Source organism: Acetobacter pasteurianus, from assembly GCF_009914215.2.
Taxonomy (GTDB): Bacteria; Pseudomonadota; Alphaproteobacteria; order Acetobacterales; family Acetobacteraceae; genus Acetobacter; species Acetobacter pasteurianus.
Map to the genome: position 1 here is coordinate 2,109,238 of NZ_CP039846.2, position 23,256 is coordinate 2,132,493.

Consider the following 23,256-nt stretch of genomic DNA (forward strand, 5'->3'; position numbering starts at 1 on the left):
CCCATACCTGCAAGCAGCAAAACTTGCAGGTATGGGGCTTTATCAAAAGTGTGGTGTAAACCGTTGCGATATTACGGTGAGCCGCCAGCTCCTGTTCCCAGATAAGGTCCACTTGCCTTGGATGTATCAGGCCGGTAGCCATCATTTTCATCTAATGCCGGGCCGCCATGTGGGTTTTCGTCCTCATCCTCAATAATAGGCGGAGGAGCCTTCTGGTGCGCCTTGTCATGGAACAAGGGCGTGCTGTCTGATGCGGGCTGCTCATGGCATGCAGTAAGTGCAAGCAGAAGACCAGCAAGAACGGTAGCGGATTTCAGTTTCATATCACGGATCCACAAAAATGCGTGCCAAATGGCAAGCGCTTAACGTGTGCCAAAAAGGCGATCACCAGCATCACCCAGGCCAGGAACGATGTAGCTGTGTTCGTCCAGACCGCGATCAATAGAACATGTCATGATCTGCACATCAGGATGCGCTTTTTGCAGGCAGGCAATGCCTTCTGGGGTGGAAAGCAGGCAGGTAAACAGCAGCTTGCGCGCCCCTTTTTCCTTCAGCCGTGTAATAGCGGCTGCCGCGCTGTGCCCGGTTGCCAACATGGGATCAACAACAATACAGCGGCGGGAAGAAACCTGAGAAGGAAGCTTAAGATAATATTCTACGGCTTCCAGTGTTTCAGGGTCGCGGTACAAACCAATATGGCCAACCGGTGCAAAGGGTACCAAGTCCAGCATGCCATCTAAAAGCCCGTTGCCAGCCCGCAGGATGGAAATAAAGCAAACATCCGGGCCTGCCAGTTGTTCACCCTGCATGGGTTCCAGTGGGGTTTGAATTTCTACTGGCTCTAATGGCAGCTCACGGGTGGCTTCGTAGCACATCAGCAAGCTAAGTTCGCGCACAAGGCGACGAAAACCGGCAGTAGAGGTTTCTGCGCGCCGCAAATGGGTCAATTTGTGCTTGATAAGCGGATGATCCAGCACAAGGGGAGGGAGGGGAGTAACAGCATGACTTGTCATGCAACCCTCTATAATCATGGAAAAGCGGGTCTGCCACGTTTTCTTGCGGATGCAGAATATGTTTTATCCAGATTGTGCGGATAGAGAAAAAGGATAGCCATCATGAAGCGTATCTGGATGGATGTGGAAGATCTGTTTGCCTTTGCGCAAGCTGGTGCACGGCTTACAGGTATTCAACGCGTTGTGCTGGAAATCTGTGCAGCCTTTATGGCTGATCCGCATATGGCTGATCACGTTGGTTTTGTGCGGCATAATGTTCAGGGCACTGGTTTTGTGGTGGTGTCTTGGGCGCAAGTGCAGGCTGTGTGGCAAGCCCTAAGTGGGCAGGATACAGAGCAGCCAGAAAAAATGCGGATACGCAGCCTTTCGGTCTCACACAGTACAAACCAAAGTTTGCTGCAAAAATGTGGGCAGCATGTCCCTGTTTCTGTGCGTGTTCCTGCCGGTAAGCTTATCCGAAATAGCCAGAGTGCCTTGCAGGCCGGAAGTGCGTTGGTGCGTGGTTTGTGGGGGCTGGCGTCTCAAACTTTGCGCAAAAAAGATAATCTGAACGTGCAGGGGCAGGCTTTTTCTCCCCAAAAGGGGGATATTCTGCTTTCTCTAGGGGCTTCATGGTCTCATGCCATGTATCAAAAGCTGTTGCGGCAGTGTCGGCAGCAATACGGCATGCGTATTGGGGTTTTGGTGCATGATCTGGTGCCGCTTTTGTGGCCAGAATGGTGCCAGCCGGGTTTGCCTGCGGTATTCCGGCGTTGGTATCAACAGGTCGTGCCGGAATGCGATGTTATTTTTGCTAATTCCGAATCTACCCAGAAAGATGTGCTGACTTACGCGCAACAAAGCGGCAAGCCTCTTTCTGTTCCCGTCATTGTTGTGCCTATGGGGTGTGGGTTTTCTAAAGCAGACCCAGAAAGTGCATCTGCCTCTGTGCAAGAGCACATAAAACAGCTTGGGCCTTATGTTTTGTGCGCGGGCACGCTGGAAGTGCGTAAAAATCATGCGCTGTTAGTTAGGGTCTGGCGGCGGTTATTGCAGGAACGGCCAGCCAATGCCGTGCCAAAGCTGGTGATTGCTGGCGGGCAGGGATGGCTGGTGGACGATCTGTTGCAGCAGCTTGAAAATAGCGCGTGGCTGAATGGCCATGTTGTATGGATAGATCGGCCGTCTGATAGCTGTATGGCGCAGCTTTATAAGCAGGCGCAGTTTACGATTTTCCCCTCATTTTATGAAGGCTGGGGCCTGCCGGTGACAGAAAGCCTGTATTGGGGAAAACCCAGCCTGACCGCATCAGCGTCTTCCCTGCCAGAAGCAGGTATGGGGCTGACAGAAATGTTTGACCCTGATAACGCATCGCAGGCATTGGAGCTTGTACGTAACGTTCTGGATCAGCCGCAGGGTCTTGCCGCCATGGAACAGCAGATAAAGGCACATTTTCAGCCTACCAGCTGGAGCCAGGCAGCACAGACGCTGTGGCAGACAGTCATGTAATGGCCCGGCGGCACGACAGAAGCATTGTTTGCGGAATGGATGGAAAAGGGAACGCTTGAATGGCTGTGAATTATGCCACGGTAACATGGGATCAGCTGCACCGTGATGCGCGTGCATTGGCAGAGGCGCTGATGCCTAAAATGCCCATTAAAGGCATTGTGGCGGTAACACGCGGAGGTTTGATTCCCGCAGCCATTGCGGCGCGTGAACTGGGGTGCCGTCTGATAGAAACAATTTCTGTCGTGACGTATGATGAAGAAAATATGGGCAAGCCCCAGATTATTAAGGAACCCGTTGCCGCAGGAGATGGTGAAGGCTTTCTGATTATTGATGATCTGGTTGATTCTGGCGTAACCGCCCGTGTGGTGCGTGAAAAACTGCCCAAAGCCTTTTTTGCGTGCCTGTATGCCAAACCTGCAGGCAAGGAATTGACAGACCTGTTTATTACAGAAGTGCCGCAGGATACCTGGGTTTTGTTCCCTTGGGATACAGCTCCTTTGTTTGTGCCGCCGCTGGCAAAAAGCAAAAAAAGCACGGTTGACTGATTTTTTACAATCAGAGGGTTGCCATACTCCGAATAGGCGCTTAAACAAGCGCTCAGTTCGGGGCGTGGCGCAGCCTGGTAGCGCGCGTGTTTTGGGTACACGAGGCCCCCGGTTCGAGTCCGGGCGCCCCGACCATAAATAAAGCGGGAGGCAACATCATGCCGGCGCGTATTTATAGGCAGTCAAAGCCTGCTGGTCAGTCCGGTTTAGCTGGCACCAGAGAATGGGTTTTTGAATACGGTCAATCTGCTCCACATAAGCAGAGCGCCCTTATGGGGTGGACCGGTAGTGCAGATCCACAATCTCAAATACATTTGTATTTTGATAGCCGCGAAGCCGCAGAGGCTTATGCACAGCGCGAACATATTGCGTATGTGGTGGAAGAAACTGCACAGCGGATGCGTCGTCCAAAAGTGTATGCAGATAATTTCCGTTATGATCGCATCCAAAACTGGACGCATTGATTTTCTTGCTTTTCCCTATTATGCGTAGGGCGTAAAGCGCCCTTAGCTCAGTTGGATAGAGCAACAGCCTTCTAAGCTGTGGGTCGCTGGTTCGAATCCAGCAGGGCGCGCCACTTTTTTCCTAAAATACAGGGTGCAGTAGGCGTTTGTGTGCGCTAAAGCCGGATGTGTCTTTTTACGCTCCGTTTGAAAGTGCTGCCATGCTTACGGTTTTGCATCGTCTTATCCTGCCAACAGAAGGGCTGGAGCAATGCGATGCAATGTACGCGCGTCCTGCGTTGCCAGAGCGTGTGGCGGAGGCATCCCCCCAAGCTTTTCGGCTAAAGGCTGGGCAAGCATTTACCTTTGATACATTTTACAATGCGTTTTCTGTAAAAAAATGGAAGCAGGCGGGTGGCGTAAGTCGCTTGTCATTGAGCTTGCATATATGCGGGCAAGGTGAGGTCACACTTTTTCATCGTTCCCAAGCTGGTGTTGTCACACCTCTTTGGAGCAAGGAAATTGAAGACGAAATACGCTGCACGGAGGAAATATCGGCGTGGCCTGCATTATCTGAAGGTCTGCTGTATTTTAGTGTAACAGCCAAGGCCGAGTGCACGGTAGAAACCGCATATTTTGCAACATCCTCACCTATGGTGCAGGTGCCGCAGTTGGGCGTTGTCATCACGCATTTTAATCGGCAACAATATGTACGTAATTCCATCCAGCGGGTGCAAAAGGCGCTTTTGCAAGATCCTGCCTATCAGGATGTGATCCATTTTATTGTTATAGATAATTCAGCCAACCTTGATCCGGCGGAGGTGCCGGGGGCCAAGGTTATCAAAAATCATAATTACGGTGGCAGCGGTGGTTTTGCGCGTGGCCTTCTATACCTGCATGAGCAGGGCACATTTACCCACTGCCTATTTATGGATGATGATATTTCCTGCGAGGTTGAAGCCATTCGGCGCTGCTACGCCATGTTGGCCTACAGTGTAGATAGGCGCATAGGTTTGGCCGGCACGTTGTTGGATGATCAAAAACCATGGAGTGTGCAGGAAAAAGGTGCGGAATTCTCAGGTGGTGTGTTTCGGCCTTTGCATGAAGGCGCAGATGTCAGGCCTGTAGAAAACCTACTGCAGTTGGAGCAGGGTGTTGGTAAGCCGGTTTATGGTGGTTGGTGGTTTTTTGCGTTTCGGTTAGATGCCGTATCAGCCTACCCATTTCCTTTTTTTGTAAGGGGGGATGATGCACTTTTTGGCCTCATAAACCGTTTTAATATTGTTACGGTAAATGGTATTGCCTGTTTTTCAGAACACTTTCTGAGCAAGGAAAGCGCCTTTACCCGCTACTTGGGTATGCGTGCATCCTTGGCTATTTACCTTATGGTGGGGCAGGGGCGCACATTGCCGGCTTTAAAAATGATGGGGCTGGCCTTTTTATGGTGTGCGCTATCATGCAGGTACCAAAGCGCGCAGGCTATTTTGCTGGCTTTTGAGGATGTCAGCAAAGGGTCAAATTTTTGGCGGCAGAATCTGGACTTCATGCCTCTAGCCAAGCGTATCCAAAAAGAAGCTTCGTACAGTAAGGACCCTGCATATTTTCAAGCGGTGCCATTTTGTTATGAAGGCAAACCAGAAACACGTATGCGGAAATATATCAGGCTTTTAAGCCTGAACGGGCATTTGTTGCCGCAATGGTGTTTGCGCAAAACGCCTGCATATGTTGGGGAATATACGCGCGGGCTGCTGGGGCTAACCTTTCGCCATCGGCATATTGTGTATCGCAAATATGAAAGTCTGGATGTTTTTGAGGCTGAACTGAATAAGTTGCGGTTTTTTAGCCTTTTGGGCGCATTTATAAAAACAAGTCTTGTGTTTGTTTTGCGGGGTTCAGCTATCAGGCGCTCTTATCGTAAAAACCTGCCAATGCTGACAAGCAAAGCGTTCTGGGAAAAGGTTTATCGTGTCCAACCAGAGAATGATTCAGGCCATTAATCATTCTTTCACGGCTATTCGTGTGCTGCGGTATGGCCTCTGTTCGGTAGATTGTTTATCAAAGAGCGATAGAACAAAGTGCGGTAAGGCTAAGCGGCATTCCGCGCGGAAACACTGAGAAAAAAGGCTGTAAAACGTATGACCTTCTGTGTTGTGGGTGCTGGATTTAGTGGTGCCGTTATTGCGCGCCATTTGGCAGAGCGTGGTCATAAAGTGGTGGTTGTGGATGAACGCTCCCATATTGGTGGGAACTGTTATACTGAGCGCGATACCGAAACCGGCGTTATGGTGCACAAATATGGGCCCCATATTTTCCATACTGCAGATGAGCGGACATGGGCCTATGTGCAAAAATTTGGCACGTTCAAGCCTTATGTAAACCGCGTGAAGGCCATTTCTAACGAGCACGTTTACACGCTGCCCGTTAACCTGCTGACCATTAACCAGTTTTTCGGCACAACAATGGGGCCGAAGGAAGCACGTGCTTTTATTGAAAGTAAGGCAGATAAAAGCATTACCAACCCTCAGTCCTTTGAAGAACAGGCACTGAGCATGATTGGCCCGGAACTGTATCGGGCGTTCTTTTATGGATATACGCGCAAGCAGTGGGGGCTGGAGCCTACGCAGCTTCCCGCATCCATTCTCAAGCGCCTGCCTTTGCGCTTCAATTATGATGATAACTACTTCAATCATCCGTATCAGGGGATGCCTGAAGAAGGTTATACGGCCATTGTGCAGAATATCCTGAACGTTGAGGGTATTGATGTACGGTTGGGCTGTTCTTTTGAAAGCCTGGAAGAAGATTTTCAGCACGTATTCTATACCGGTCCGATTGATCGGTATTTTGGTTTCCGTCTGGGCCGCTTGGGTTACAGGACGTTGGATTTTGAACGCTTTGTAGATGATGGTGATCATCAGGGCACAGCCGTTATCAACTATTGCAATGAAGAAGTGCCTTACACGCGTATTTCTGAACACAAGCACTTTGCCCCATGGGAGCAGGACAAGTTCTCCAAAACTGTTTGTTTCCGTGAATACAGCCGCCTGGCAGGTGAAAACGATATTCCCTACTACCCCATCCGTCTGGTGAACGAAAAGAAGATGCTCGAAAGCTATATCGAGCTGGCACGTGCAGAAAAAGGCGTGTCCTTTATGGGGCGTTTGGGCACGTATCGTTATCTGGATATGGATGTGACCATCAAGGAAGCTCTGGCTGCGTGTGATGTAATCGATACGGCAATGCAGGCTTCAGAACTTTCACTTCCGGCGTTTTTTGTTGATCCTGCCTGATAGTAATTTTCTGTAATATTTTATGAAACGCCCATGCAATATATTTGTGTGGGTGTTTTTTTATGTGCTTTCGCAAAATTTATTCAGTTTTTATTGATAAATTTGGTGCTTTCTGTTGAAAAAGAGAAAGGTATTCCATTTTTTTTGGTCTGATATGTCAAGAAACAATAGTTTCGTTAAGAACGGTTTTTTAGCCGTTTTTTACGCTTTGCTGGTGTCGTGCTTTGTGGTGGGGATATGCGAAGTTCGCTTTCCATCCTTTTTCACCATAGATGATTCCCAGAACGAGTATCTGGGTTTTCTGCGCCAGTATGGGCAGACATGGCTATCTGGAGAAATCCCGTTCATCACCAAGAATATCTTTATTGGTGATAACGCAATGGTTGAACTGCAGCGTGGTATTTTTGCGCCGCAGAATATTCTGGCATCCTTGGTAACGTGCCTGATAGCCAACCCGCTTGTTACGGGCTGGTTCTATGCTTTGTGCAACGTTTTTATCTGCTGCATATCTGGCTACATAATTGGGCGTAGCCTGGAAATGTCGCGCGATATTTCTTTGTTGCTTGGGTTTTCCATCGCAATCAACCCCGTGTTTTTATACCAATATGCAGGGCCGTGGTGGAACGCAGCTAATGGGCATGCATGGTCTTTGCTGGCCATTGCCACATATTGCCAACTGCGCCAGCGTATAACAGCAGGGGCCGTTATAGCTAATTTCGCCACAACGCTTGTGCTTTTGGCTTCAGGCTGGCCGCACGGGTTTATTGGTTATCTGGCTGTTGTGGCAGGGTTTAGCTGTGTGGATCTGGCGTATGGAGACCCCTTAAAAGCTGTATTCCGGCGTTGCGTGCCCTTATTGTTGGCAGGCATAGCCGCCATTCCTGTGTATTCAGAATACGTGTTTCTGCATCCGCTGCTTAACCGCGCAACAGGGTGGGAAAATGCAGATAACTTTATGGTGCCAAGCCTTTCCCAACTATTGGTGACATTTTCTCCGACCTATTATGAATTCATGAATTATTTTGGTGGGTATAAGTCTGTTTTTATACCTGTCGGGTTTTCCACGCTGTTTGCATTGCCAGTTGCAATTTTCTTCCGTACTTCTGTGCGTGATCGTGTGCTGACGGCTTGTTTGGTTATTTTAGGTATGACAACGGCTTTGGCTCTTATGCCCTCGCAAATGGGTATTTTGCGCTGGCCTTTGCGCTTTGTGCCGTATGTTTCTGTTTTTGCGGCAATTACAACATTCTATGTTTTTTCAAAAAGGGATGTTGTTGAAAGCTCTTTTAGGCGGAATGTGTTTTTTGGAATCACCGCTTTGCTATTTTTTGTTTCGGCTTCCAAAAACGTATTTGAACGGCCCAAAGTTGTTGCGTTGGAGCTTTTAACAAGCATTGCACTGGTGGCTGTGTGGTTTTTGTATGCCAGAAGCAAGAAAGTAAGCGGTAAAGACATTGGGCTTATTATTCCTGCGGCCATTCCAGCATTCTCTTTGTTACTGATGCTTGCCAGCATGCCTTCTTTGGGCAGAATTTATCTGCCGGTGAATGTGCTGCCTGCTCATGTTTCTGTGCCAGCCGCAGTGAACATGCAGGGTAATCTTCTCTCATTTGTACCGTGGGGCAGGGAGCATCCGAAGGAAGCAGCAGATCTGCAATCCAGCTTGTTTGGGTATTACAATATCCGTGCAATCAATGGCTATTCTCCCAATGGGCAGGATTATACCGATGCCATTTTAACGCATGATACGTCTCATACCATTTTCAAACCGGATGATATTATTCCCAAATTGGCATCTGCAGTTATGTTGCCCGGTAACCCCTGCTTGTTTGATCTTTTTGCCGTAAGCAGCATGGTGGTATCTTCCGATACTTATCAGAAATATCATCATGATTTGTTGGCTTGTGGGTATCATAAAGTGGCTACAGCACAGTCTGGCATGCTGTATCTTTCTACGCCTAAAGCCTATCCATCCAATCTGGCGTATTCCACACAGACAGGCGTAAAAGTGGAGCGTGAGACGGCAAATAGCATGACGTTTTCTGTGCCAGCGCATACAGCGCCGGTGCAGATGGTTTTGTCCCGCCAATGGTGGCCAGGTTACACGGCACGTGGTTTGAATTGCAAAGTCAATGTAAGCAGTTTTCAGGATGTTTTGGTGCAGGTTAATGTGCCAGCAGGATGTGCTGGTAAGTTGACGGTTTCCTACTTCCCGCACACATGGCCGCTGGCTTTGGGGTGCTTGCTGGTGGGAATGTTGGGGCTGGTTATATTTTTGTGGCAGTTGAGCCGAGAACGAAAATTACAGCTTATTCTGCAAATGCGCTGATACTAAAAAAGCCCGGCAATATTTTTGCCGGGCTTTTTTGTTACATCAGATCAAGAAAAATACGTTGGTAAATTCAGCTATTTTCTTTTTCTGTTGTCAGTTCATTTTTATAAACATGGCGCCAGAAGTCTTCGGTTGTCATATTTGGCAGCGCCTTTACATAGGCTTGCTGTAGGGCGGGCATGGCGCGTGCAAATTTTGCACAAAGTGCCAGGCCTTCTTTCCACAGTTCAAAAAACAGCTTTCTGTTCTGGGTGGCTACGTAACCCGTGCGTGTGGCTTCGTGATAGTAAAGTACGTGTTTGAAACGGAAGATATCGCGGAATGCCGCATTAAAGTCTTTGAACTGGAAGCGCACATCATCACGCATCAATACGGCTGGTAGAAGTGTACCGTTTAGGGTGACAAGCCGTGCCAAACGGCGGATACGCCCATCATGATGATGATGGTGCAGAACCTCGATATCTTTCAGATCATAAGGCACCATTTTTTCACTGGGTGTCAGGGCACCAATTTGTGCGCGCACATTGGCCATATCCATGTTGCGCACAAAGAACTCTGGTCCTTCCATCACATGCTTCATCGCCAAGATCAGGGCTTTGGCGCTGGCGTAATTGTAGGAGAACAGAACGCCACGGAACCAGACCAGAAAGACATCCAGATAGGGTTTGGATTTTTCTTCTCCGTTCAGCATCATGAGTACCATGGTGGCGCGTAGGCCCAGATACCGCGTCATTGGGCTTTCCTTGACGCTGAAATCCTCTGCCATGGAGCAGATGCCGTTCATCGTCACCAGCGGGAACTTGTTCTGGAGCGAGAATTCCGCATCATCCCCACGCACAAAGAAGGGGTAGGGGAAGTGGCGTACGGCAGAAATGGGGAAGGCAAAGAACCACCAGCCACCATAGTTGGCAGCAGAATCATCCATTTCTGCAAGTAGAAGGTGGTGGACGTTGCGCATGTCCAGCATGTGCTTACGGGCAATCCACCGGCCTTTTACAAAACGCGCACCGGCTTCGTGCAGCTGCCACGGCACAGTTTCACGCAGCTGGCTGCCTACAATGGCGGCACGATCTTCCGTGCTGTAGCTCAGCAGCATGTAGGCGCGGCAAACGGCCTCAAAGTCACAACTGGCATCGTCATCCATAAACAGGCAGTGCGTAAAGCCGTGGTCTTTTGCGTAAAGCAAGCCGCGGGTAAAGCCACCCGCACCACCCAGATTACGGTTGGGTATAACCAGCGCGCTCCCTGCTTCATCCGGGGTGACGTTTTGGGAGTTATCCACCACAATAACCTGCACCCGGTCTTTCCATTGCGGTGCACTGTTCAGGCCGGCTTCAAGCTTTTGCAGGGCAGGAAGCAGGTGCGGCTTGCGGTTAAAGTGTGTGATAACAATAGCCATGCGCGCATCACGCACAGGTCGCTGGGTGGTGGAAACATTACCGCCGCGCAGATAACCGTCTTCCAGCGCTTCTACCCACATATAAAGTAGGCCACGTTCCAGCCCAGCCCAGAATGGCAGATCCAGAGAAACGGGCGTGCCTTCTTTGAGCTCTACTGTTTGTTCAAACAGCCAGCGATGGGGAAGGGCGAGCTGATGCAGCCCAAAGCGGACAATAAATTTGCCGTTGCCTTCCAGCGTCAGGTTCAGGTTCTCAATGGCGCAAAGTTCACGCCACCGTTCAACGGTAATGCCATTAAAATATGTATCAAAGGCGGCCCGCCCGCCTGCATGAAATGAAAGTGTTTCTGGCGCAGCACGAAAAAGCTCAACCTTTTCATTCAGAGCCCGAAAATACAGTTCTTCCGGGATAACGGACTGAAGAGCCGGGAAAATAATGTTCTGGAGCACCATTGGTGCACCTTTTACATTTTCTTTTAATATTTCTTGCGTGGCCATGAGGTAATATTATCCCTGAAAGAAGATATAAAGCGCCATAAGGGGCTCTTTTAGTTTCCCGCAAGCGGGATGCAAACCCGAGAATGCCGCGTGGGAAGGAATTTCCTGCACCGTGTTGCGAATTTGACAACAGGCTTCAGGCAAAATGTGTCGCACTTATATTTAAGCTTTTTGTGCTTTGGTATCTGTATAAACTGGGCACTTAAGGCAAGCTTCAAAACCTGATGACTTGCTGGGTTGAGATAGTCTTGTTCTATGCTGAATGAGAGGGAAAAAATTTGCCATCTGGTTTTTCGCCAGCGTTTAGCGTGGTTGTGCCCTGTTATAATGAACAGGAAGTTCTGCCAATTTTTCACCAGCGGTTATCTGCCGTTATGGAAGGTATTGGTGCGCCGTGGGAGGTTGTTTACGTCAACGATGGCTCGCGGGATCAAACGCTGGCGGGCATGTATGCTTTGGCAGAGCAGGATGGGCGCGTCAGTGTTGTTAATCTCTCCCGCAATTTTGGTAAGGAAATTGCTTTAACAGCAGGGTTGGATCATGCGCGGGGTACGCGCGGCATTATCGTGATTGATGCCGATTTGCAGGACCCACCAGAAGTTATTGCTGATCTGGTTGCCGCTTGGACAGATGATGTTGATACCGTTTACGCCCGCCGCAACACGCGGGAAGGGGAGAGTATTCCCAAACGGCTGACAGCATGGATGTTCTACCGAGTTATGAAGCGGCTGGGCAACAAAGTGGTTATTCCACCAGATACTGGGGATTTCCGTTTGATGAGCCGTAGGCTGGTGGACAGCCTGTTGCTGCTGCGTGAACGCCACAGATTTATGAAGGGGTTGTTTGCCTGGGTTGGTTTTCCATCCCGCGCTGTTCTGTATGATCGCGCCCCACGTTCTGCGGGAAAGAGCAGTTTCAATTACTGGTCTTTGTGGAACTTTGCGCTGGAAGGCATTACTTCGTTTTCAGTGCTGCCGCTTCAGTTAAGTACATATATGGGGCTTGGTATTTCCATACTGGCTGTGTGCTACGGTATCTGGATTGTTGGGTGCACCTTGTTATTTGGCAACCGGGTGGCAGGTTACCCCAGCCTTATGGCGGTTATCCTATTTTTAGGCGGTATTCAGCTTATGACAGTCGGCCTGATAGGCGAATATGTCGGTCGTATTTTTAATGAAACCAAAAAACGCCCGCTTTATCTGGTGGAAGCCTATCGCCCCGCGCAGGAAAAAGAGCGCACGCCTGAAGCATAAAGCCGTGCTCTGCCTATTTTGAGGCTTGACGGACAAGGCTACCCGCCGCATTGCTTCGTGCATGCGAGTAGCCGCCATTCTTTTGGCTGCCGGTACGGGCAGTCGTTATGCCGCCACCACGGGTTCTTCCATTCCCAAGCAGTACGTGCTGCTGGCTGGACAACCCGTAATCCGTCATGCAGCGCAAGCCTTATTGCCTCATGTCACCTCTATTCAGCCGGTCGGAGACCCTGCATCCTTGAACGAGGCGCTGGAAGGGCTGAAGATTCTGCCGCCAGTTGCTGGGGGTGAAACCCGGCAGGCCAGCGTGCGGGCTGGGTTGGAAGCGCTGGACAAGCTGCCAGAAGCTGAAAAGCCGGATATCGTGCTGGTGCATGATGGCGCTCGCCCATATGTGACAGCGCAGGTGATCAGCAATGTGGTTTCTGCGCTGGAGCAGCATCCGGGTGCTATTCCGGCGGTGCCGGTGGCGGATACGCTCAAGCGGGAAAAAGATGGTGTGATTGATGGCACCGTGCCGCGGGATCATCTTTATCGTGCCCAAACCCCACAGGGTTTTCGCTTTGGCCTGTTTTTAGATCTCCACCGTGGAGCGGCATCCGTAAGTGCAACGGATGATGCCAAACTGCTGGAAGATGCGGGGTTCAGCGTAGCTTTGGTGGCTGGCGATGAAGACAATATCAAGCTGACATATGAGGGTGATCTGGTGCGTCTGGAACGACTGATCGGCCCCACGCTTCTGCCGCGCGTAGGGCTGGGTTACGATGTACATGCGTTTGAGGAAGGGCGTCCGCTCATCCTGTGCGGCATTACGGTGCCACATACCAAAGGGCTGGCGGGGCATTCCGATGCTGATGTGGGCATTCATGCGCTGTGCGATGCCATTTATGGTGCGTTGGCTGAGGGCGATATTGGCCGCCACTTCCCCCCCAGCCAGAATGAGTGGAAAAACGCAGATAGCGCCCGCTTTCTGGTGCATGCAGGCCAGCGTATCCGTGAACGTGGCGGCATGCTGGTGAATGCTGATCTCACCCTTATTTGTGAGCGCCCCAAAATTGGCCCCCATTCCGAAGCCATGCGCAAGCGTCTGGCAGATTTGCTGGAAGTGGATGTAGATCGGATTTCCGTTAAGGCCACAACATCCGAACGTCTGGGCTTCACCGGGCGTGAAGAAGGTATTGCCTGCACGGCCACAGTTTCTGTTCTGGTGCCATAAGCGGGCGCCATTACAGTTTCTTATGTTGCGTAAGGCGCAAGGTGGCTGTATTTCTGCCTAAATCATAGGCAAACGGAAATAACAGTGCATACGCAACCCACCCTGCGTCCCATTAATCTGGGCGGTATTGTTTTGGATACCCCCGTCATTCTGGCCCCCATGTCTGGCGTAACAGATCTGCCGTTCCGGCGTCTGGCACGTAAGTTGGGGGCTGGCCTTGTTGTTTCTGAAATGATCGCCTCCTGGGCGATGGTGCGTGAAAACGATACCACCCTGCGTATGGCAGAGGTGGCGGATGCTGGCGGCCCCAATGCCGTGCAGCTTGCCGGGTGTGACCCGGATGCCATGGCAGAGGCCGCACGTATTGCCGTAGGCCGTGGGGCAGATCTTATTGATATCAACTTTGGCTGCCCTGTTAAAAAAGTGGCCGTTGGCCAAATGGCCGGTTCTGCCCTTATGCGGGACGAAGGTGCTGCCGAGCGTTTGTTGGCGGCGGTGGTAAAGGCTGTGCCTGTGCCGGTTACCCTTAAAATGCGCATGGGGTGGGACCATGAGCACCTGAACGCACCTGTGCTGGCCCGGATTGCACAGGATGTGGGTATCCGCATGATTACGGTGCATGGCCGTACGCGCCAGCAGTTTTACAATGGCACTGCCAACTGGGCCTTTGTAAAAAATGTAAAGGAAGCGGTAGATCTGCCCGTTATCGTAAACGGTGATATTCTTACCGTTGGAGATGCGCGGGAAGCCTTGGCCCAATCTGGTGCAGATGGGGTGATGATCGGGCGCGGCTGTTACGGGCGACCGTGGTTTTTGGCACAGGTGGCACACGCTTTACGCACGGGGCAGGAAATTCCAGACCCCGCACTGCCGGAAGAAAAAGCCATTGTGCTGGAACATTATAATATGATGTTGGAGCACTTTGGTCAGCGCCCGGGCCTGCGTCTGGCACGTAAGCACGTGTCTTGGTATTCGGCTGGGTTGCATGGCTCGGCCTCATTCCGGGCTGCGTTTAACCGGGTAGAAACGCCAGAAGAAGCCATTGCCATGATTGCTGATTTTTATGATCAGCAAATTGCGGCAGGTGCCGTGCGAGAACCACGTGTTTCTCGCCACGCTATGGCGCAACAGCAAGATCAGGTTCAGGCGGCGTGAAGCCAAAAGCAGCGCATGGGGCCAATCAGCCCGATGCGGCGCTTGTTCTGGACAGTCTGCCCGTTCCAGTTTTGGAAATAGGGCCACAAAATACAATTCTTGCTGCCAATATGGCGGCGGAAGAGTTTTTTGGCATGTCTCGCCATCAGTTGCGGCACGGCGGCTTGGCAGAGGTGGTTGCTCAGGATCACCCGGTTTATCTGCTGCTTGAACATGTGCGCACCCGTGGTGGGAGTGTGACAGAGCATGAACTGTTGTTCAGTTCCCCGCGCTTTCATCATGAGGGTGTAAGCGTTCAGGCTGCCGATGTGCCAGATTATCCAGACATCATTCTGCTGACATTTCATGAACCCTCTGCCGCCCGTATGTTGGACCAGCAGCTTGCGTATCGTTCTGCGGCGCGCAGTGTTTCCGGGCTGGCGGCCATGTTGGCGCATGAGGTGCGCAATCCTTTATCTGGCATTAAAGGGGCCGCGCAGTTGCTGGAGCAGGCCGTAACGGATGCAGACCGTGATCTAGCCACCCTGATTTGTGATGAAGTTGACCGGATTGACGCTCTGGTTGACCGCATGGGCATGTTTGGTGAAGCGCAGCTCGATTTCCGGGCGCTCAATATTCACAGAATACTGGAGCATGTGCGCCTGCTGGCCAGCAATGGTTTTGCCAAGGGTATCAAGATTGTCGAGCGTTATGATCCATCTTTGCCCCATGTATGGGGGGATAGAGACAGGTTGGTGCAGGTGTTGCTCAACTTGGTGAAAAACGCGGCCGAGGCCATACGCAACACGGGTCAGGATGGGGAGATCACGCTGCTTACCAGCTATCGCCCTGGTATTCGGGTGGCTGTGCCCGGCACAGCGCAATGGCGGCATCTTCCGCTGGTTGTCACTGTGCGGGATACGGGGCCAGGTATTTCCGAAACAGTGCGCCCACATCTGTTTGAACCATTTGTTTCCACAAAGGTAAACGGAAGTGGGTTGGGGCTGGCTTTGGTTGGCAAGGTGATGGACGACCACGGTGGCGTTATCGAAGTGGAAAGCCGCCCCGGCTGCACAGAAATCAGCTTATTTCTGCCGATTGTCGATCATATGAGTCATTCGGGGTGATGCGCCCCTTTGTTCAACAGTTCTGTTTTTCAGCTTTTTATCTGGTTTGAGACGTTATGACACCGCTGCCCACCATTCTTGTTGCTGATGATGATCGTTCTATTCGCACTGTGCTGGGGCAGGCATTGGGTCGGGCAGGCTATCAGGTGCAAACCACGCCTTCCGTCAACACGCTCTGGCAATGGGTGCAGGAAGGTGAGGGCGATCTGGTGATTACGGATGTAATCATGCCAGATGGCAGTGGGTTGGATCTGGTAACGCGCATTCGCCAATTTCGGCCCGATCTGCGCGTTATTGTCATGAGTGCTCAATCAACCCTGACAACAGCCGTAAAAGCCACGCAGCGGGGTGCGTTTGAATATCTGGCCAAACCGTTTGATTTGAAGGAACTTCTGGCGGTTGTGGCAAGAGCGCTGACAACGCCAGTGCAGGAAGCCGAAAAACCAGCAGCAGATCAACCGCCGGAAGAGCGCCTGCCTTTAATCGGGCAATCTGTTGTGATGCAGGGGATCTACCGTAGCATTGCTCGCCTGACCACGTCTGATCTCACAGTGATGATTTCGGGTGAGAGCGGCACGGGTAAGGAACTGGTAGCCCACGCATTGCATGAGTATGGGCGGCGCAGAAGCGGGCCTTTTGTGGCCGTTAATATGGCGGCTATTCCACGCAAACAGATTGAAAGTGAACTGTTTGGGTATGAACGCGGGGGCACACAGGGCCGTATGCCCGGGCGGTTTGAGCAGGCTACAGGCGGCACGCTGTTTTTAGATGAAATTGGAGACATGCCGCAGGAAGCGCAAACTCGTTTGCTGCGTGTCTTGCAGGAAGGTGAATTTACCACGGTAGGGGGCACAACGCCCTTGCGTGCAGATGTGCGCATTATAGCCGCCACGCATAGAGATTTGCGGCAGGCTATTCAGGCCGGTACTTTCCGTGAAGATCTTTATTACCGCCTGAACGTGGTGCCCTTGCGTCTGCCCCCCTTGCGGGAAAGGCTGGAAGATATTCCACTACTGGCGCGGCATTTTCTCTCCCAGTGTCGGGATGAAGGTGGAACGTATAGAATTCTGGATGAAAGTGCCATTACACGGCTTCAGGCTTGGCGCTGGCCGGGCAATGTGCGCGAGTTGGAAAACCTTATCCGCCGTATTGTGGCCCTGTATTCTCAGGAAACCATTACGGGTGATGTGATTGATGCGGAACTGGCCGAGCCTTTGGCGCATGATCCGATTCCCAATAGCGTGATGGCGGCGGAGCCTTTGTCTGAATCTGTCTCTCGCCATATCGCCCGTTATCTGGAAGCAGGGCGTGATGGCGTGCCGCTGCATGATCTGCACGCCCGGATTATTGCGGAAGTTGAACGACCGCTTATCCAGATGACATTGGCCGAAACACGGGGGAACCAGATCAAAGCCGCTGCCATGCTCGGGCTGAACCGAAATACATTGCGTAAAAAAATTCGAGACCTTGAGATTCCTGTCGTTCGTGGCGTAGTCTGAACCTCAGGCATGAAGCAGTTTCTGTTCTCCCTCAGGCACCTCCTTTCTCGCACACGCCTGCATTGGCTTTTGCGTTCTCTGGAACGTAAAACCGTTGCCATTACACTTGCTGCATTGGCTTTGTGTTTGGGGTTTGCCACGTTTGTGGTGCTTTCGGGTGGAATGTCCTTTGGGCATTATTCCCTGATCGAACCCTTGCTCCTGTTTTTAAACGGTATGGTGCTGGCCCTGCTTGTGGTGGCCTTGGCTATTCGTATCGGCCCCATGGTGCGCGAGCATCGGAAAGGGCTGGCAGGGGCACGGTTGCATGTGCGGCTGGTCACGCTGTTTGGTATTGTGGCTGTGGCCCCCACACTGGTGGTGGGTGCGTTTGCAACGCTGTTTTTCCATTACGGAATTCAGATCTGGTTTTCAGACCGGGTTAATACCGCACTGAATGAGGCCTTGCAGGCTTCTCGCGGTTATCTGGTGGAGCATAACGCCAATATCCGCACAGATGCGTTCTCGATGGCCAATTACATCATGAGCGCCCAGAACGAACTGGCAGCCAGTGGCATGGATCTGTTTCAGGATCACGATGCCTTGGCGCAGATGCTGGACAGTCAGGCCACCATGCGCGGGCTGACAGAAGCCTTGGTGTATGATCCCATCACCAACAAAGTTGTGGCGGCTGGCGGGTTGATGAGCCGCACCGGATATTTGCAGGAGCTGCCTCCTCCCGCTGCCACGGTTATGGCGCGCTCCAACGATGTAGCTATTCTGGATTCTCCAGATGAACGCACAGTGCGCGCTGTGGTGGAACTTTCCCAAACGCCAGCGCTTATGCTGGTGATTACCCGGCTGGTTGATCCAACCATTCTGGAGCATATGCACCGTACGGAAAAGGTGGTGTCGGATTACAAGCGGCTGAGCAACAACCGCGCCAAGATCCAGCTGACATTTGTCATGATCTTTGCGTTGGTGGCGTTGCTGGTGCTTGCAGCCGCAGCCTTGATCGGGCTGGCATTGGCAAACCAGATAGCCCGTCCGCTGGGTTTGCTGAGTGTAGCTGCACGCCGGGTGAGTGAGGGGGATTTGGGTGTTCATGTGCCTGAAAATGACAGGGATGATGAAGTCGCCAGTCTTTCCCGCGCCTTTAACCGCATGACAGAAGAACTGGCCAGCCAGCGTTCGGAACTGATGGCTGCATATGGGCAGATCAATGAGCGTCGGCGCTTTACGGAGGCCGTGCTTTCTGGTGTTTCAGCCGGTGTGATCGGGCTGGATGTGAAGCAGAACATCGAACTGCCAAACCGCGCCGCCTGTGTTTTGCTACAAACCGATCTAATGGATGCCATTGGTGAACCGTTGGCCCAACGTGTGCCAGAGTTTGCCGAATTCTTGCAGGAAGCGCGCACAACGCCAGACGCCGTGCTTACGCGGGAAATTCAGATCGGCCAGCAGGCCAGCCAGCGTACCTTGCTGGTGCGTTTGGGGGCAGAGCTGCGCGGTACGATTACTGAAGGGTATGTGATGACATTTGATGACATTACGGCCCTGCAACAGGCGCAACGTAAGGCCGCATGGGCCGATGTGGCGCGGCGTATTGCGCATGAAATCAAGAATCCACTCACCCCCATCCAGCTTGCAGCAGAACGGCTAAAGCGGCGTTTTCTAAAAGAAATTACTTCCGATCCCGATACATTTTCGCAATGTGCAGATACAATCGTGCGGCAAGTGGGGGATATCGGGCGTATGGTGGATGAGTTTTCGGCCTTTGCACGCATGCCGCAGCCTGTCATGAAAGATGAGGATATTTCGCGTATTGTGCGTGAGGTGCTGGTTCTGCAAAGAAACGCACACCCGGAAATCGCCTATCATCTGGATATTCCAGACAGAGGCCCCAAAGCACGATGTGATAGAAGATTGATAAGTCAGGCACTTATTAATCTTTTGCAGAATGCGGCGGATGCCATTGCCATGACAGCCAGACAAGGCGAAGCTACAGATCAGGCACCTGCAACCAAGGGTGAAGTATCGGTTCGGATTATAGAAGGGGCAGAAGATATCGCCATAGAAGTGGCAGATAACGGAGTTGGGCTTCCATCGGATGACAGAAATCGTCTGACGGAGCCTTATGTGACGCACAAAGCCAAGGGTACTGGTTTAGGTTTGGCTATTGTGAAAAAGATCATGGAAGATCATGGTGGAACAGTGCGTCTGGAAGACAAAGCGGGAGAAAGAGGAACTGTGGCTACTCTGATTTTGTCGGTGAAAGACAACCATGGCGCATGAAATCCTGATTGTTGATGATGAACCCGATATCAGAATGCTGATTGAAGGCATTCTGAGTGATGAAGGTTATGAAACGCGCGTGGCGGCCAGTGCAGATACGGCATTGGCTGCTTTTAGGGCGCGTAGGCCCTCACTGGTTATTCTGGATGTCTGGCTACAGGGTTCGGACATGGATGGCTTGGCTATCCTGCAAGCCATGAAGGCCGAGGAACCTTCTGTTCCGGTTGTCATGATTTCTGGCCACGGCACAATTGAAACAGCCGTGGCAGCGCTCCAGCATGGTGCTTACGATTTTATAGAAAAGCCATTTCAGGCAGACCGTCTGCTGGTTATTGTGCGGCGCGCGTTGGAGGCCTCGCGGCTGGCGCGTGAGAACGAAGAACTGCGCATAAAGGCCGGGCAGGATACGGAACTGTATGGAAACAGTGCCCAGATTGCCGCCGTTAGAAACCAGATAGAAAAAGTTGCGCCTACCGGTTCCCGCGTGCTGATTAGCGGAGGGCCGGGTTCTGGCAAGGAAGTTGCCGCCCGTATGATTCATGCCCGCTCTAAGCGGGAAGATGGGCCCTTTGTTGCGCTCAACTGCGCCACTCTGGCACCGGGACGTTTTGAGGAAGAACTGTTCGGGCTTGAAGGCGGCACGGAAGGTGTGGGCCGTCGCACAGGGGTTCTGGAACGTGCGCATGGTGGCACGCTGCTGCTGGATGAAGTGGCAGACATGCCGCTGGAAACACAAGGCAAGATTGTGAGAGCCTTGCAGGATCAGACATTTGAACGCTTGGGTGGTGATGCCCGCGTTAAAGTGGATGTGCGTGTATTGGCCACTACCAACCGTGATCTGCAGGCCGAAATTATGGCCGGGCGTTTCCGGGAAGATCTGTATTACCGGCTGGCAGTTGTGCCGCTGCGTATGCCCGCGCTGCGAGAAAGGCGGGATGATATTCCCGGTCTGGCTGCAATGTTTTTGCGCCGGGCGGCAGAAATGGCTGGCTTGCCCACGCGTGAACTTTCTCCCGATGCCGTTGCAGCCCTTCAGGCCTATGACTGGCCGGGCAATGTGCGTGAACTGCGCAACCTGATGGAACGCGTGCTGATTATGCAGCCTGGTAGCAGCCAGGAACCCATTCGGGCAGATATGCTACCTTCTACTGTGGGCGAAAGTGCACCCGCATTGCTGAAGTTTGATGCCTCAACAGATGTTATGGCCTTGCCTTTGCGAGAAGCCCGCGATCTGTTTGAAACCCAGTATCTGCAAGCTCAGCTTTTGCGTTTTGGTGGCAATATTAGCCGCACGGCGCTGTTTGTGGGCATGGAGCGCAGTGCTTTGCATCGCAAACTTAAGCAGCTTGGTGTAACATCTGAGGAACGAGGCGCGGGCTGACATGTTTCAAGGTTGCAGGCTTTAGGCAGGCAGTCCGGCTAAAATATAATAATGAGAACGGAATAGGGCCTCCACTGTGGAAAAAGAGAGTGCATATAACGTGCAGGATGCGTTCCTGAACCAGATCCGGCGCTCACGCGCGGCTGTTACTGTGTTTCTGGTGAACGGCGTTAAGTTACAGGGATTTATTACATGGTTTGATGATGAGGTTGTTCTTTTACGGCGTGATGAACAAACCCAGCTTATCTACAAGCATGCCATCAGCACGGTAATGCCCAGCATTCCTGTCAATATTTCCGATTCCAACACTGCCGATGCGCAGGCAGACAGGGACCTTTCTCTTGGCGACGAGTTTCTCTGAAAAGAAAAAGAAAGTAGCAACCCGTGCGGCAGTTATTCTGCCGTGGGAGCGTTCTGCCCATGGGCAGGATGTGCGGGCCGCAGAAGCACGGTTGGAAGAAGCCGTGGGGCTTACAGCCTCTATTGGGCTGGTTATTGTGCGCAAGGATGTATTGCTTCTGCGCAGCAGACGTTCCGCCACTTTGTTAGGCAAGGGGCAGGTAGATTCCCTGCGTATTGCCGTTAAGGCAGATCAGGTTGATGTGGTGGTGGTGGATGCAAAGCTCAGCCCAGCCCAGCAGCGTAATCTGGAAACAGAGTGCGGTTGTAAGGTGATAGATCGTACCGGCCTTATTCTGGATATTTTTGGTGCCCGTGCCGCCACAAAAGAAGGCACTTTGCAGGTTGAACTTGCGCATCTGGAATATCAGCGTTCCCGCCTTGTGCGGTTGTGGACCCATCTTGAACGCCAGCGCGGTGGCTTTGGCTTTCTTGGTGGTCCCGGTGAAACCCAGATTGAAGCTGACCGGCGTATGATCGGTGATCGTATCGTGCGGCTTAAAAAAGATCTGGAGCAGGTGCGGCGCACACGTGGCTTGCACCGGCAGGCGCGTAAGCGCGTGCCTTTTCCGGTGGTGGCTTTGGTGGGCTATACCAACGCAGGTAAATCCACACTGTTCAATGCGCTGACTGGTGCCACCGTATATGCGCAGGACCAGCTTTTTGCGACGCTAGACCCCACCATGCGTGCGATTGATCTGCCCTCTGGCCGCAGAGTTATTCTGTCTGACACGGTAGGATTTATCAGTGATCTGCCAACGGAACTGATTGCAGCCTTCCGTGCCACGTTGGAAGAAGTGGCAGAGGCAGACATTATTCTGCATGTGCGCGATGTGGCGCATCCAGACAGCGCATCCCAGAAAAAAGATGTGCTGGGTGTTCTGGAAGGCATGGCAAAGGATGACATGCTGGAACAGGATTGGCCGGAACGCATCATTGAAGTGCTGAACAAGGTTGATCTGCTGGGTGGCCCTGAAGCTATTCCACAAACAGAAGATACCATTGCCATTTCCGCCATTACGGGGGAGGGGCTGGAAACACTTCTGGCGCGTATTGATGCGCGTATTACCCAAGGGATGGAAACGGTACGCTATTGTTTGCCGCTGGCAGACGGAGCAGCCTCAGCTTGGCTTTACCAGCACGGTGAAGTGGTCGCGCGGGAAGACAAGGATGAACAGACAGATATTACTGTTCGTCTTTCAACAGAAGACCGCGCGCGGTTTGAGCGCCAGTTTTCCCACATCCAACCGATGATTGCTTAAAAAAGAAAAGCTCTGACATCAGGATTTTGAGAATATCTATCCTGATGTCAGACTTCTTATTCAGTCAAAATCTGTAGGCAGTTCCGGATTTGCATGATGTGCAAAAAGCCGGGCTATTTCGTGCAGTGTAATCCGTCCGGTTGAAATGTCCTGCGGGATATTCTCCTGCGCAAAAAAACCAACCTCGCTTGTTTCAATACTGGTGGTTGCTTTACCCCCAGTTATTTCCCCCAGAAAGAACAGCTTGGTGATAGAAAAAGGTTCTGGTGGCATATGCCCTTGGCGTGCCCGATCCAGCGCCATGGCCAGTTTGGTAATCTGCACTGTATAGCCAGTTTCTTCCCATACTTCTTTGGCTGCACATTCAGATGCTGTCAGGTTCACATCAGTCCAGCCGCCGGGCACGGTCCAGCGGTTGCTGTCCAGCACTTCGCGCACCATCAGCAGGCGGTTCTGCGCATCAAAAACACCAACACGCACTTCCAGCTTGGGGGTGGCGTAACCAGATTGCTGGCTAAACAGGTTTTCTATTTTCTGCACATCGATATTGCTGCCTTCGGCCATCATTTGTGCGGCCAAATTACGCAGCATTTCATAGCGTTCTTTATCGAACGGGTCTTGCACATAGGTAAGCCCTGTCTGGGCAATGGCCTGAATTTCTCTGGCCCATACCAGCCAAACAGGTTCCGACATTCTGTAGTCCTTC

Annotated in this window: 19 protein-coding genes and 2 tRNA genes; 17 read left to right on the forward strand and 4 right to left on the reverse strand. The window is 51.9% G+C overall.

From position 1 onward, the window contains the following. Positions 1 to 71 precede the first annotated feature (71 nt). Both FCN51_RS23340 and upp read right to left on the reverse strand, forming a co-directional pair. Positions 72 to 323, reverse strand: a complete 252-nt coding sequence (locus FCN51_RS23340; protein WP_014457031.1) for a hypothetical protein — start codon at positions 321 to 323, stop codon at positions 72 to 74. 39 nt (positions 324 to 362) lie between these two features. Further along, the gene (gene upp / locus FCN51_RS23345) at positions 363 to 1,031 is read right to left on the reverse strand and encodes a uracil phosphoribosyltransferase (protein ID WP_019088284.1); all 669 of its coding nucleotides are present in this window, start codon (positions 1,029 to 1,031) and stop codon (positions 363 to 365) included. An 84-nt stretch (positions 1,032 to 1,115) separates the two neighbouring features. Here upp and FCN51_RS23350 point away from each other — a divergent pair, with 84 nt between their 5' ends. From FCN51_RS23350 to FCN51_RS23385, 8 genes are all read left to right on the forward strand, one after another. Further along, a complete protein-coding gene (locus tag FCN51_RS23350; RefSeq protein WP_160257000.1) occupies positions 1,116 to 2,501 on the forward strand; it encodes a glycosyltransferase family 4 protein in 1,386 nt (461 codons plus the stop codon). A gap of 59 nt (positions 2,502 to 2,560) precedes the next feature. Continuing rightward, the gene (gpt, locus tag FCN51_RS23355; protein ID WP_003629580.1) at positions 2,561 to 3,046 is read left to right on the forward strand and encodes a xanthine phosphoribosyltransferase; all 486 of its coding nucleotides are present in this window, start codon (positions 2,561 to 2,563) and stop codon (positions 3,044 to 3,046) included. 58 nt (positions 3,047 to 3,104) lie between these two features. Next, positions 3,105 to 3,181 (forward strand) — tRNA-Pro (locus FCN51_RS23360). Between the two features lie 23 nt (positions 3,182 to 3,204). After that, entirely contained in the window at positions 3,205 to 3,510 is a 306-nt protein-coding gene (locus tag FCN51_RS23365) for an ETC complex I subunit (RefSeq protein WP_088364919.1), read from the forward strand. A 36-nt stretch (positions 3,511 to 3,546) separates the two neighbouring features. Beyond that, a tRNA-Arg gene (locus tag FCN51_RS23370) sits at positions 3,547 to 3,623 on the forward strand. 87 nt (positions 3,624 to 3,710) lie between these two features. After that, positions 3,711 to 5,486, forward strand: a complete 1,776-nt coding sequence (locus FCN51_RS23375) for a glycosyltransferase family 2 protein (RefSeq protein ID WP_201762631.1) — start codon at positions 3,711 to 3,713, stop codon at positions 5,484 to 5,486. A gap of 138 nt (positions 5,487 to 5,624) precedes the next feature. Beyond that, positions 5,625 to 6,776: a UDP-galactopyranose mutase gene (gene glf, locus FCN51_RS23380; RefSeq protein WP_160257002.1), complete on the forward strand. Its 1,152-nt coding sequence runs from the start codon at positions 5,625 to 5,627 to the stop codon at positions 6,774 to 6,776. A gap of 154 nt (positions 6,777 to 6,930) precedes the next feature. Continuing rightward, positions 6,931 to 9,105 carry a hypothetical protein gene (locus tag FCN51_RS23385; protein WP_160257003.1) on the forward strand — a complete coding sequence of 725 codons (2,175 nt, stop codon included), beginning with the start codon at positions 6,931 to 6,933 and terminating at the stop codon, positions 9,103 to 9,105. Between the two features lie 73 nt (positions 9,106 to 9,178). Here the strand turns inward: FCN51_RS23385 and FCN51_RS23390 are convergent, their stop codons facing one another. Further along, positions 9,179 to 11,005 carry a glycosyltransferase gene (locus FCN51_RS23390; RefSeq protein ID WP_003624026.1) on the reverse strand — a complete coding sequence of 609 codons (1,827 nt, stop codon included), beginning with the start codon at positions 11,003 to 11,005 and terminating at the stop codon, positions 9,179 to 9,181. 278 nt (positions 11,006 to 11,283) lie between these two features. Between FCN51_RS23390 and FCN51_RS23395 the strand changes: the two genes are divergently transcribed. The 9 genes from FCN51_RS23395 (at position 11,284) to hflX (ending at position 22,550) form a co-directional block, all read left to right on the forward strand. After that, complete coding sequence (locus FCN51_RS23395; RefSeq protein WP_014457022.1) at positions 11,284 to 12,258, forward strand: glycosyltransferase family 2 protein; 975 nt, start codon at positions 11,284 to 11,286, stop codon at positions 12,256 to 12,258. A 61-nt stretch (positions 12,259 to 12,319) separates the two neighbouring features. Next, on the forward strand, positions 12,320 to 13,474 hold the full coding sequence (locus tag FCN51_RS23400) for a bifunctional 2-C-methyl-D-erythritol 4-phosphate cytidylyltransferase/2-C-methyl-D-erythritol 2,4-cyclodiphosphate synthase (RefSeq protein WP_003629590.1): 1,155 nt from the start codon (positions 12,320 to 12,322) through the stop codon (positions 13,472 to 13,474). A gap of 84 nt (positions 13,475 to 13,558) precedes the next feature. After that, positions 13,559 to 14,629 carry a tRNA dihydrouridine synthase DusB gene (dusB, locus tag FCN51_RS23405; protein WP_003624021.1) on the forward strand — a complete coding sequence of 357 codons (1,071 nt, stop codon included), beginning with the start codon at positions 13,559 to 13,561 and terminating at the stop codon, positions 14,627 to 14,629. Beyond that, positions 14,626 to 15,735: a two-component system sensor histidine kinase NtrB gene (locus FCN51_RS23410; RefSeq protein WP_014457020.1), complete on the forward strand. Its 1,110-nt coding sequence runs from the start codon at positions 14,626 to 14,628 to the stop codon at positions 15,733 to 15,735. The genes dusB and FCN51_RS23410 overlap by 4 nt, the downstream gene beginning before the upstream one ends. 56 nt (positions 15,736 to 15,791) lie before the next feature. Further along, the gene (gene ntrC, locus FCN51_RS23415; protein ID WP_003624017.1) at positions 15,792 to 17,234 is read left to right on the forward strand and encodes a nitrogen regulation protein NR(I); all 1,443 of its coding nucleotides are present in this window, start codon (positions 15,792 to 15,794) and stop codon (positions 17,232 to 17,234) included. Between the two features lie 9 nt (positions 17,235 to 17,243). Then, positions 17,244 to 19,508 carry a sensor histidine kinase NtrY-like gene (locus FCN51_RS23420; protein WP_020944175.1) on the forward strand — a complete coding sequence of 755 codons (2,265 nt, stop codon included), beginning with the start codon at positions 17,244 to 17,246 and terminating at the stop codon, positions 19,506 to 19,508. Beyond that, entirely contained in the window at positions 19,498 to 20,889 is a 1,392-nt protein-coding gene (gene ntrX / locus FCN51_RS23425) for a nitrogen assimilation response regulator NtrX (RefSeq protein WP_003624013.1), read from the forward strand. Before FCN51_RS23420 ends, ntrX begins: the two co-directional genes overlap by 11 nt. A gap of 76 nt (positions 20,890 to 20,965) precedes the next feature. Next, entirely contained in the window at positions 20,966 to 21,250 is a 285-nt protein-coding gene (gene hfq, locus FCN51_RS23430) for an RNA chaperone Hfq (RefSeq protein WP_003624011.1), read from the forward strand. After that, positions 21,204 to 22,550 (forward strand): GTPase HflX, encoded by a 1,347-nt coding sequence (hflX, locus tag FCN51_RS23435; RefSeq protein ID WP_020944174.1) that lies wholly within the window; start codon positions 21,204 to 21,206, stop codon positions 22,548 to 22,550. The genes hfq and hflX overlap by 47 nt, the downstream gene beginning before the upstream one ends. Before the next feature lie 60 nt (positions 22,551 to 22,610). On the opposite strand, the gene FCN51_RS23440 is transcribed toward hflX, so the two are convergent. Then, complete coding sequence (locus tag FCN51_RS23440; protein WP_160257004.1) at positions 22,611 to 23,243, reverse strand: NUDIX hydrolase; 633 nt, start codon at positions 23,241 to 23,243, stop codon at positions 22,611 to 22,613. Between the last annotated feature and the right edge of the window lie 13 nt (positions 23,244 to 23,256).